We start from the raw sequence: 9,974 nt of genomic DNA, 5'->3' as shown, positions 1-9,974 counted from the left end.
CAGCAGGCGCACCATCAGCCGTGGGTCGTAGGGCGGGTAGCCGCGCTTCTCTGTGTAGTCAGCCAGGACCGGCGACAGGTCGAGCACCTGGTCGACCAGGTCGGCGACGAACCGGGCCAAGTGGTCCTGGGGCAGCCAGTCGTCCAGCGACGGGGGCAGCAGCAGGACCTGATGCGGGTCGAAAGCCCTAAACCGCTTGTCCACCGCCGACGGACGACCCTGTGGCTGCTTCTTCTCGACCGGCTCGACCTCGAACAGCCCATCCCCACCACTCATACCGACATCATCCCGCATGAATGATCACGAACCACAGGCGGGTTGCCAGTTACTGACCCACGCTCCTAGCCTCCCCGACGCCCGGCCGCCTGGCCCCCCGACGCCTCGCCGCGGACCCGCCGCCTGGCCCCCGAGGGTGCCGATCGAGTGACCGGGGCCCGGTGACACGGCACCGCTTCTTGACATCCGATGCGTCCTTATATGGATTCAGATCATCAGATAGTCCTACTAATGAGAGCTGGCGCAGATGACCAAGCGCACGCGGCAGGCCCTCGCGCTCCTGTCGGCCGTCCTGCTGTCGGCGGTCGCCGGCTGCTCCGCCGCGGGGGGATCCCGGAGTTCCGCACCCGCCCGCCTCGGGAACTCCCGGGAACCGGCTCCGTCCAGTGCCGCCGGGTCCACCTCCGACACCGCCGCGAGGGGCTTCACCCTGGTCGCGAGCGGTGACGTACTGCCGCACACCTCGGTCATCCGGCAGGGGGCGGCCGACGCCGGCGGCGACGGATACGACTTCAGGCCCATGTTCTCCGGGGTCAAGCCGGTGGTCTCCGCCGCCGACCTGGCCCTCTGCCACATGGAGACCATCTACGGCGAGGACGACGGGCCGTTCACCGGCTACCCGGCCTTCAAGTCCCCGCCGGAGATCGCCGACGGCCTGAAGGACGCCGGGTACGACGGCTGTTCCACGGCGTCCAACCACACCCTGGACGACGGGGCCGACGGCCTGAAGCGCACCCTCGACAAGTTCGACAAGGTCGGCCTGAAGCACGCCGGCTCGGCCCGTACGGCCGCCGAGGCGGCCACGGCCACGATGTACACGGCCGGTTCCGCCAAGGTCGCGCACCTCGCCTACACCTTCGACACGAACGGCTACCCGATGCCGGACGGCCAGCCGTGGGCGGTCAACCTGATGGAGCAGGAGAAGATCATCGCGGACGCGCGGGCCGCCCGGAAGGCGGGCGCGGACGTGGTCCTGGTGAGCGTGCACTGGGGCACGGAGTGGCAGACCGAGCCGGACGAGAAGCAGCTCTCCCTCGGCAGGGCGCTGACCGCCTCGCAGACCGGCGGACGCCCCGACATCGACTTGGTCCTGGGCACGCACGCGCACATTCCTCAGGCCTACGAGAAGGTCAACGGGACCTGGATCATCTACGGAATGGGCGACCAGATCGCCGGCCAGATGTTCAACCACACCGGCGCCACCGACCCGCGCGGCAGCTACGGCTCGATCGGCCGCTTCACTTTCGCCCCTCCGGCCGCCGCCGGGCAGCGCTGGCAGGTCACCAAGGCCGAGTTCATCCCGCAGTGGATGGACATCGGCGCGGGCAAGGTGGTCAACCTCCCCGAGGGCCTCGCCAAGCACCCCGACCGGGACGACTACGAGACCGCCCAGGACGCCATCAGCGAGGCCGTCCTCAGCCGGGGCGCGGCCAAGGACGGCCTGACCATGGGGATGTAGGCCCCGCGCGGCCCGTCACGACACCGCCGTTACAGCCCCGCCGTCACGACACCGCCGTCACGACACCGTCGTCACAGCACCGCCGTCACAGCACCTCCGTTACGGAACCACCGTGACGGGCCAGCGCCCCGCCTTCACCAGCCGCACCGCCACCGAGCCGACGATGCGATGCCCGGCCTGCCCGGCCTGCTCGGACGCGCCGACCACGACCGCGTCCGCCGTCAGCTCCTCGGCCGCGCTCACCAGGCCCGAGTAGGGGTCGCCGCGGAAGGTGTGAAACTGCCAGCGCACGTCGAAGATGCCCTTGAGCCGCTCGGCCGACTCGCGGATCTCGGCCACCAGCCCCTGCGCGATCTCCTCGGTGGTGCCGGCCACCGGCGCCCCAGCGAAGCCCCGGCCGGCATCACCGGCTGTACGTACACCAGAGCCAGCAGCGCGTTCTGCCGCCGCGCCAGCCCCGCCGCGTACGCCGCCGCCCGCAGGGAGGACTCCGAGCCGTCCACCCCGGCGAGGATCACCTTCGGTCCGTCCGTACCGCGTTCGAATCCCGTGTTCACGCTCTCCGTCACACCCGCGAGGCTATCCGGCTCAACGCGCGGGCGGCCGCGGCCCTCCCTACAGTGCGAATCATGAGTGCCACCGTGGAGGACAACCGCGGAACCCGGAACCGCGTCCTGAACCGGGTCCCCGACGCGTTCGGGGCGTTCTTCGGGACGCTCGGCCTGCTGTGCGCCCTGCTGTCGCTCTCCCCGACCCTGAGGCGGCTGCTGCGGCACGTCGTGCGCTTCCTCGACCAGATCGTGGTGCCCGTCAGCGCCAACCTCGCCTACGCCGTCTTCCTCTTCCTGCTCGCCGCGGCACTCGGCACCCGCAAGAAGATCGCCTGGTGGATCGTCGTCACCTATCTGGCCCTGCTCCTCCTGGTCGACGTCCTGATCATCGCCGACGAGGACTACTGGGTCGGCTTCTCCTCCATGGCCGTCTCGGTGGCGGCCCTGGTGATCCTCATCGCCGCCCGCAAGGAGTTCTACGCCGCCTCCCGCCCCGGCGCCCTGTGGCGGGCCCTGCTCGTGCTCGGCCTCGGCCTGCTCGCCGCCGTGCTCCTCGGCTGGGGCCTGGTCGCGCTGTTCCCCGGCACCCTGCCCAAGGGGCAATGGCTCGACTGGGCCGCCAAACAGGTCTTCGGCGGCCTCTTCTCGGCCCGGCAGTTCGACGGCCGCCCGCCCCGCCCGCTGTACTTCTTCCTCGGCCTCTTCGGCGCCCTCGCCCTGCTGAACGCCGCCGCCACACTCTTCCGGTCCCAGCGGCTGACCGCCGCCCTGCACGGGGACGAAGAACCCCGCATCCGCGCACTGCTCGGCGCGTACGGGCGCAACGACTCGCTCGGCTACTTCGCCACCCGGCGCGACAAGGCCGTGGTCTTCGCCCCCAACGGCAAGGGCGCCGTCACCTACCGCGTCGAGGCCGGCGTCTGCCTCGCCAGCGGCGACCCGGTGGGAGACCCCGCCGCCTGGACCCCCGCCATCGACTCCTGGCTGGCCGTCGCCCGCCGCTACGGCTGGCAGCCGGCCGTGATGGGGGCCTCCGAGGACGGCGCCAATGCATACGCCCGCTCCGGGCTCAGCGCCCTCCAGCTCGGCGACGAGGCGATCCTGCACGTCGCCCACTTCGACCTCGACGGCCGCGACATGCGCGTCACCCGCCAGGCCGTCAACCGGGTCCGGCGCACCGGCGCCACCACCGTCATCCGCCGCCACTCCGCCCTCACCGAGGACGAGATGCGGACCATCGTCGACCGGGCCGACAAGTGGCGCGACACCGAGACCGAGCGCGGCTTCTCCATGGCCCTGGACCGGCTCGGCGACCCCGCCGACGGGGACTGCCTGCTGGTCGAGGCCTTCGACGACAAGGACGAGCTGATCGCCCTGCTGTCCTTCGTCCCCTGGGGCAAGGACGGCATCTCCCTCGACCTGATGCGCCGCGACCGCACCGCCCCCAACGGGGTCATGGAGTTCATGGTCGCGCAGCTCTGCGCCGCCGCACCGGGCCTGGGCGTACGCCGGATCTCCCTCAACTTCGCCGTCTTCCGCTCCGCCTTCGAGGAGGGCGGCCGGATCGGCGCCGGCCCGGTCCTCAAGCTCTGGCGCAAACTGCTGCTGTTCTTCTCCCGCTGGTGGCAGCTGGAGGCGCTGTACCGCTCGAACGTCAAGTACGGCCCCGAGTGGTACCCGCGTTTCCTCTGCTACCAGGACGCCGGCTCGCTCGCCCGGGTCAGCCTCGCCTCCGGTATCGCCGAGGGCTTCGTCTCCGTACCGAGCCTGCGCACCCTGTGGGGCAACGGCCACCCCAAGGGCCTCACCGCGCCCGTCACCACCGCGGGGCTGCCCTCCATCGAATCCCTCGGCCTGGAGCTCGTAGGCGAGGGGGCCGAGGGGGCGCGGGCCGAGCGGCTGCCCGAGCAGGTGCGGGTCCGCCACGACAAGCTGGAGCGGATCCGGGCCGCCGGAACCGACCCCTACCCCGTCGGGATCCGGCAGCGCACCCACACCGTCGCCGGGCTGAAGGCCGCCCACCCCGGCCACCCGCCCGGCACCCGCACCGGCGAACAGGTCACCCTCGCCGGGCGCGTGATGGTCGTACGGGACCTCGGCGGCGTGGTCTTCGCCGTGCTCCGCGACTGGTCCGGGGACATACAGCTGATGTTCACCCGCGACGAGGCGGGGGCCGGGGTGCTGAACTCCTTCACCTCCCAGGCCGACTTCGGCGACCACGTGGTCGCGAGCGGCGAGGTCGGCGTCGCCAGATCCGGCGAGCTGTCCCTCGTCGTCGGCTCCTGGCAGCTCACCGGCAAATGCCTGCGCCCGCTCCCGGACAAGCGCAAGGGTCTCGCCGATCCCGAGGCCCGCGTACGGCGCCGCTACCTCGACCTGGTCGCGAGCCCCGAGGCGCGGGACGTCGTACGGGCACGGTCCAGCGCGGTGCAAGCGCTGCGCCAGGGGCTACTGGACCGCGGCTACCTGGAGGTCGAGACGCCGATGCTCCAGCAGATCCACGGCGGCGCCAACGCCCGGCCGTTCCGCACCCACATCAACGCCTACGACCTCGACCTCTACCTGCGCATCGCCCCCGAGCTGTACCTGAAGCGGCTGTGCGTCGGCGGCCTGGAGAAGGTCTTCGAGATGGGCCGCACCTTCCGCAACGAGGGCGTCTCCTACAAGCACAACCCTGAGTTCACGATGCTGGAGGCGTACCAGGCCTTCGCCGACTACGACGTGATGCTCGACCTCACGCGCGAGCTGATCCAGGGCGCCGCCACCGCCGCCTTCGGCTCGCCGATCGCCCACAAGGCGGGCCCGGACGGGAAGCTCGTCGTCCATGACATCTCCGGGCCCTGGCAGGTCAAGACCATGTACGGGGCGATCAGCGAGGCGCTGGGCGAGGAGGTCGACGCCGGCACCGGGGAGCACGTGCTGCGCAAGCTGTGCGACCGCGCCCACGTGCCGCACGGGCCCGAGGACACCCGTGGCGACGTGGTGCTGGAGATGTACGAGCGGCTGGTGGAGGAGCGGACCAAGCTGCCCACCTTCTACAAGGACTTCCCGACCGACGTCTCACCCCTCACCCGGCAGCACCGTGCGGACCCACGGCTCGCCGAGCGCTGGGACCTGGTGGCCTTCGGCACGGAGCTGGGCACCGCCTACTCGGAGCTGACCGACCCGGTCGAGCAGCGGCGGCGGCTCACCGCCCAGTCGCTGCTGGCGGCCGGAGGCGACCCGGAGGCGATGGAGCTCGACAACGACTTCCTGGACGCCCTGGAGTACGCGATGCCGCCGACCGGCGGGCTGGGCATCGGCGTGGACCGGCTGGTCATGTTCCTCACGGGTCTGACGATCCGCGAGACGCTGCCGTTCCCGTTGGTGCGACGCGGCTGATCGGGTGAGGGGGAGGAGGCGCGTTCGCGTCTCTCGACATCTGCGGCGGTGTCGTTGATACCTAGTAATAATGAAAAATGACGAGCTGACAGTAGGGCGACGCGTGCTTCTGCGTACCGCCGTCTTCCTCGGAGTCGCCGCCGCCTCCGGACTGCTCACCGGGGGCGAGGCCGGCACCCAAGGCGTCGCGGCGGGCCCGGGTTCCGGCGGCCCCGGCCCCGGCTCCGGGACCGGCGCTTCCGGTTCCGGGGCCGGTGCTCCGGGTTCTGGAACTGGCGCCCCCGGCCCGGCCGCCGGGCCGGGAGCCGCGGGCGGGGCCGCCGGGCCGGGAGCCGCCGGCGCCGGGGGAGCGCCCGCGCTGCGCCCCCAGGGACCACCCCCGACGATGTACCGGCTACAGCCGATGACCTCCGAGGCCCCAGCCCGCCAGACCGCGGCGAAACCCGCCGTCCGGACCCGGCCCATCCTGGAACTCCCGGCCGCCACGAGCACCGCGAACTCCATGGTGCTCACCTTCGACGACGGTCCCGACCCCCGCTACACGCCCGGCATCCTCGACACCCTGGCCCGGCACAGGGTCCGCGCCATGTTCTTCGTCTGCGGGGAGATGGCCACCGAGAACCGGGACCTGCTGCGCCGGATGTCCGCCGAGGGCCATGTCATCGGCAACCACACCTGGACCCACCCGCTGATCCCCAAGCTCACCAGGCCCGCCCTCGCCTCCGAGATCGGCCGCACGAGCGAGGTCGTACAGGAGACCGTCGGCGAGGCGCCGCTGTGGTTCCGGGCGCCGTACGGGGCGTGGAACCGGGCCGCCTTCGAACTCGGGGCCGAGCTGGGCATGGAGCCGCTCGCCTGGACGGTGGACACGCTGGACTGGACGGAGCCGGGCACCACCACCATCGTCTCCCGGGTTCTCAAGGGCGCCGCCCCCGGCGTGATCGTGCTGTCCCACGACGCGGGAGGCAACCGGTCGCAGAGCGTCCAGGCGCTGGGCACGTACCTGCCCCAACTGCTCGCGCGGGGCTACCGGATGACGCTGCCGAAGCTACCGCCGCGCTGAGAGAGGCGCCCTCGGCGCGGCGGCGGGTGAGGCTCGTACCGCTGAACGGACGTACTCACCGGCGAGCGCGGCGGGCGTACTCCTCAGCGGGCCTCCACCATCCGGGCGAAGACGACCACGTTGCCCTCGTAGCCCTTGGCCTTCGAGTAGCCGCCGCCACATGTGATCACCCGGAGTTCGGCGTGCCCGGTGTCCCCGTACACCCGGGCTCCGGGGAAGCCGTCCTTGGAAAAGACCTCCACGCCGTACACCTCGAACACCGCCGTGCGCCCGTCGTACCGCTCCACCTCGATGTGGTTGCCCTTGCGGACGGAGCCCAGCCCGTAGAAGACCGCCGGGCCCTGCGCGTTGTCCACGTGGCCCACGATCACCGCCGAGCCCTGCTGGCCCGGCGAGATGCCGTTCAGGTACCAGCCGGCCAGATTGGGGTCCTGCGGCGGCGGGGCGTCGACCCAGCCCTGCGCGTCCAGCCCGACCGTCATCACCGGCGCGTCCACCTTGATCGCGGGAATCCGGATGCGCTGCACCGACGAGTGCTCCAGCACCTCCATGTCCGGCGGCGGCGCGGGCGGATTCACCGGCGCCTGGTCGACGCTCACCCCGACCGCCGCGGCGGCGGCGGGTTGCGGTGGCCCGTCGTCGACGTTCACTCCGTTCCGCATCATGGCGAGGCCGGTGAGCATGACCAGCGCGAGCACACCCCACAGGGAGCGTCTTCTGCGTGGCTGCTCACTCTCGTCCTCGGTCATGGCTCTCCCTTCCCGACGCGGGGGTCCCGACCCGCGTTCCAGTCCCTCCCCGGTACGCCCTTCTTCACGCACGCTAAGGGTGCATGGCCGGGAGGGCGATCGGTGAAAGGCGAACGGGTGGTGGGGCCGGAAGGGGTGCGCCCATCCAGGTAATCATCACATAAATGCCTGACGTGTCGTGACCTGCGGATCCGTCAGCAAAGTCGTCCGCGCCCCGGCGTGTCGCTCAACCGGGCGGCCCAAAGGCGAAAATGCGCTGGTTGCACGCCGCAGTGAGGGTTCGTCATGGGAGGCGTTCTCGTCGATCTTCCCGGGCGACCGCTCCGGGGCGCTTCCCGCTGGAGGTTCCACCATGCGTGTTCTCCGCGCTCTCACCGTGGCCGCGGCGGCCTGCGCCGCCATTGTCCTCAGTGCTCCGTTCGCCTCCGCGAACCCGGCGGGCGGCCCGCCGGGCGGCGGCGGCAACGGCGGTAACGGCGGCAACGGGCCCAGCAACGTCACGGTCAATCCGTACTCCGTCCACCAGGGCGCCACGATGCAGGTCAGCGCGGCCGGCTGCACCCACGGCGGCACGGTCTGGTCGCACGGCAACTTTCCGCAGACGAACCTGTCGGCCGGCTCCATCGGGTTCGCGACCGTCCGGATCTTCAACCACGCCTCGCCCGGCCACCACACGCTGTCCGTCAAGTGCAACGACAACAGCCTGGTCGCCACGCACCGTTTCACGATCCTCGAAGGCAACGGCGCACAGGGCGGCATCGGCGGTTCCTTCGGCCCGTCCGCCACCGAGACCGCCGTCGGTGCGGGCCTCGTCGGTGCGGCGGCCCTCGGCGCGGGCGTCCACGTGATGCGCCGTCGCCGCCCGGTCGGTGGCCGGGGCTGACCGGCCGACCTCCCCGGTCAGCCCCGAAACCGCCGGTCGCCCCGAGTCCTGGCCAGGACTTGAGGCGACCGGCGATTGACTTGGGGCGACCGCGATTGAGGGCGTTGCCCGCTGCAGGGGCTGTCTCAGTGGCCTCGGCCGACAGCGCGGCGCCGGACCACGTACGCGATGCCGCCGGCCGCGGCGAGGAAGAGGCCGGCGCCGGCGCCGAGTTCCCGGGGATCCATACCCGCCACGCTGCCGCCGAGCCCCCCGCGGACGCCCAGCGAGGCACTGGGCGAGCCTGCGGGAGAGGCACTGCGCGAGACTCCGGGGGAGACGCGGAGCGGGACGCCGGGGGAGACACGGAGCGGGACGCCGGGGGAGGCGCTGCGGGTGGCTCCGGTGGTCGAGCTGGTCGTGGGCCGGGTGGTGCCGCCGGCGATGGTGAGGTCGGCCGAGCCGGTCTCCCCGTTGCAGGTGAAGGAGACGGAGTAGACGGCTCCACGCCGGGCGTCCCGGTCAACGGTGACCCGTACGGTCTGGCCGCGCGCGATGCTCACGGTGTCGAAGACCCCGGAGGAGGCGGTGGAGAAGGCGGCGTTGCAGCCGCTGACGGAGAGCGCCACCTGACCGCCGGGAGCGACGGTGGAGGGGGTGATGCTGAAGCCGAACGAGGTGATGGGCTGGGCCTCGGCCGCGGTCGCGGCGGGCGCGCCGAGGACGCCGAGCGCAAGGGCGGCGCTCGTGGCGCCGGCGCTCAGCAGGGCTGTGGCGGAGCTGCGTATCGCACCCATGGTTGATTCTCCGGATCCCCGAGGGGCAGCCGCGGAAGGGTTTCCGCACGTGGGGGGCTTGTGCACCTCGATGTCCGCCACGCTAGGCGCGGGGGCGGTGACCCGCGATCAGGGCCGGGCGAATGGGGCACGGCCGTAGGCCGAACCGGGGACGGGCGGCCCGCCCCCGGTTTGCCGGGCCCGGCTCAGTCCTCCAGCCCGAGGTGCGGGAACTGTGCGAAGAACGGCTCGGCGGTCGCCGCGATGCCCCGGCCGAACGGCGCGTCGAAGTCCCAGATGAGGAACAGCAGGAACGCGATCAGCGCACTGAACAGGCCCGCGAGCAGCAGTTCCCGGAACGAGCGCCGGATCTGCAAGGTGAAGATCAGACCCACCGTCACGAGCGCCCCGGTGATCAGCCCGAACCACACCACCCCGGGCATGGTGGCTCCGGCGCTCTGGCCGCGGGCGTTGCGGGCGTCGTCCGCCACCGCGACCTGGTCGACCAGCGGCTGGTAGGCCTGCCCCTCGTGGTCCGTCCGCGGCTCATAGTCGGTCACATCCCGGCGGACGCGTTCCAGCAGCTCCGCGCTGTGATCCGTGAGGTTGCCGTTCTCGGCCATTTCCTTCCACTCCGTGTCGACCACGTACGTCACGTACGCGTCGACGTCGGCGCGGATCTTCTTGCGCACCTCGGCCGGATAGACCTCGGAGCGGACGCTGACCTCGTGCAGGGCCTGCGCCTCCTGGCGCACGTACTCCTGGGCGGCCCCGCGGCCCTCCCAGACGCCGGCGATCGCCAGGCCCAGCACGATCGCGTAGATCACCCCGATCATCATCGTCATGTACTCGATGAC

The 9,974-nt window shown here is 71.7% G+C and carries 7 protein-coding genes and 2 pseudogenes; 4 read left to right on the top strand and 5 right to left on the bottom strand.

The genetic code is table 11. The annotated features are described in order from the left end of the window. Positions 1-258 (bottom strand): annotated as a pseudogene (locus J7I97_RS35445) (IS1182 family transposase); the annotation flags it as partial. 265 nt (positions 259-523) lie between these two features. Here J7I97_RS35445 and J7I97_RS35440 point away from each other — a divergent pair. Beyond that, positions 524-1,735, top strand: a complete 1,212-nt coding sequence (locus J7I97_RS35440) for a CapA family protein (protein WP_214943911.1) — start codon at positions 524-526, stop codon at positions 1,733-1,735. 99 nt (positions 1,736-1,834) lie between these two features. On the opposite strand, the pseudogene J7I97_RS35435 reads toward J7I97_RS35440, so the two are convergent. Beyond that, positions 1,835-2,304: pseudogene (locus tag J7I97_RS35435) on the bottom strand (universal stress protein). A 60-nt stretch (positions 2,305-2,364) separates the two neighbouring features. On the opposite strand from J7I97_RS35435, the gene lysX reads away from it, so the two are divergent. Beyond that, positions 2,365-5,667: a bifunctional lysylphosphatidylglycerol synthetase/lysine--tRNA ligase LysX gene (gene lysX, locus J7I97_RS35430; RefSeq protein ID WP_214943909.1), complete on the top strand. Its 3,303-nt coding sequence runs from the start codon at positions 2,365-2,367 to the stop codon at positions 5,665-5,667. A 70-nt stretch (positions 5,668-5,737) separates the two neighbouring features. Next, positions 5,738-6,730, top strand: coding sequence for a polysaccharide deacetylase family protein (locus tag J7I97_RS35425; protein WP_214943907.1), 993 nt, complete (start codon positions 5,738-5,740; stop codon positions 6,728-6,730). 83 nt (positions 6,731-6,813) lie between these two features. Here J7I97_RS35425 and J7I97_RS35420 read toward each other — a convergent pair whose 3' ends face one another. After that, on the bottom strand, positions 6,814-7,479 hold the full coding sequence (locus tag J7I97_RS35420; RefSeq protein WP_214943905.1) for a class F sortase: 666 nt from the start codon (positions 7,477-7,479) through the stop codon (positions 6,814-6,816). Positions 7,480-7,831: 352 nt separating this feature from the next. On the opposite strand from J7I97_RS35420, the gene J7I97_RS35415 reads away from it, so the two are divergent. Next, positions 7,832-8,362: a hypothetical protein gene (locus J7I97_RS35415; protein ID WP_214943903.1), complete on the top strand. Its 531-nt coding sequence runs from the start codon at positions 7,832-7,834 to the stop codon at positions 8,360-8,362. Positions 8,363-8,487: 125 nt separating this feature from the next. On the opposite strand, the gene J7I97_RS35410 is transcribed toward J7I97_RS35415, so the two are convergent. Both J7I97_RS35410 and J7I97_RS35405 read right to left on the bottom strand, forming a co-directional pair. Then, positions 8,488-9,138, bottom strand: a complete 651-nt coding sequence (locus J7I97_RS35410; protein ID WP_214943902.1) for a hypothetical protein — start codon at positions 9,136-9,138, stop codon at positions 8,488-8,490. A gap of 185 nt (positions 9,139-9,323) precedes the next feature. Further along, positions 9,324-9,974 (bottom strand): DUF4239 domain-containing protein (locus tag J7I97_RS35405; RefSeq protein WP_214943900.1); only part of this gene is annotated, 651 nt, incomplete at its 5' end.

Origin of the sequence: Streptomyces sp. ISL-87, from assembly GCF_018614095.1 — a bacterium.
In the GTDB taxonomy this organism is placed as follows: Bacteria; Actinomycetota; Actinomycetes; order Streptomycetales; family Streptomycetaceae; genus Streptomyces.
This window is presented reverse-complemented; position numbering and strand designations above follow the sequence as displayed.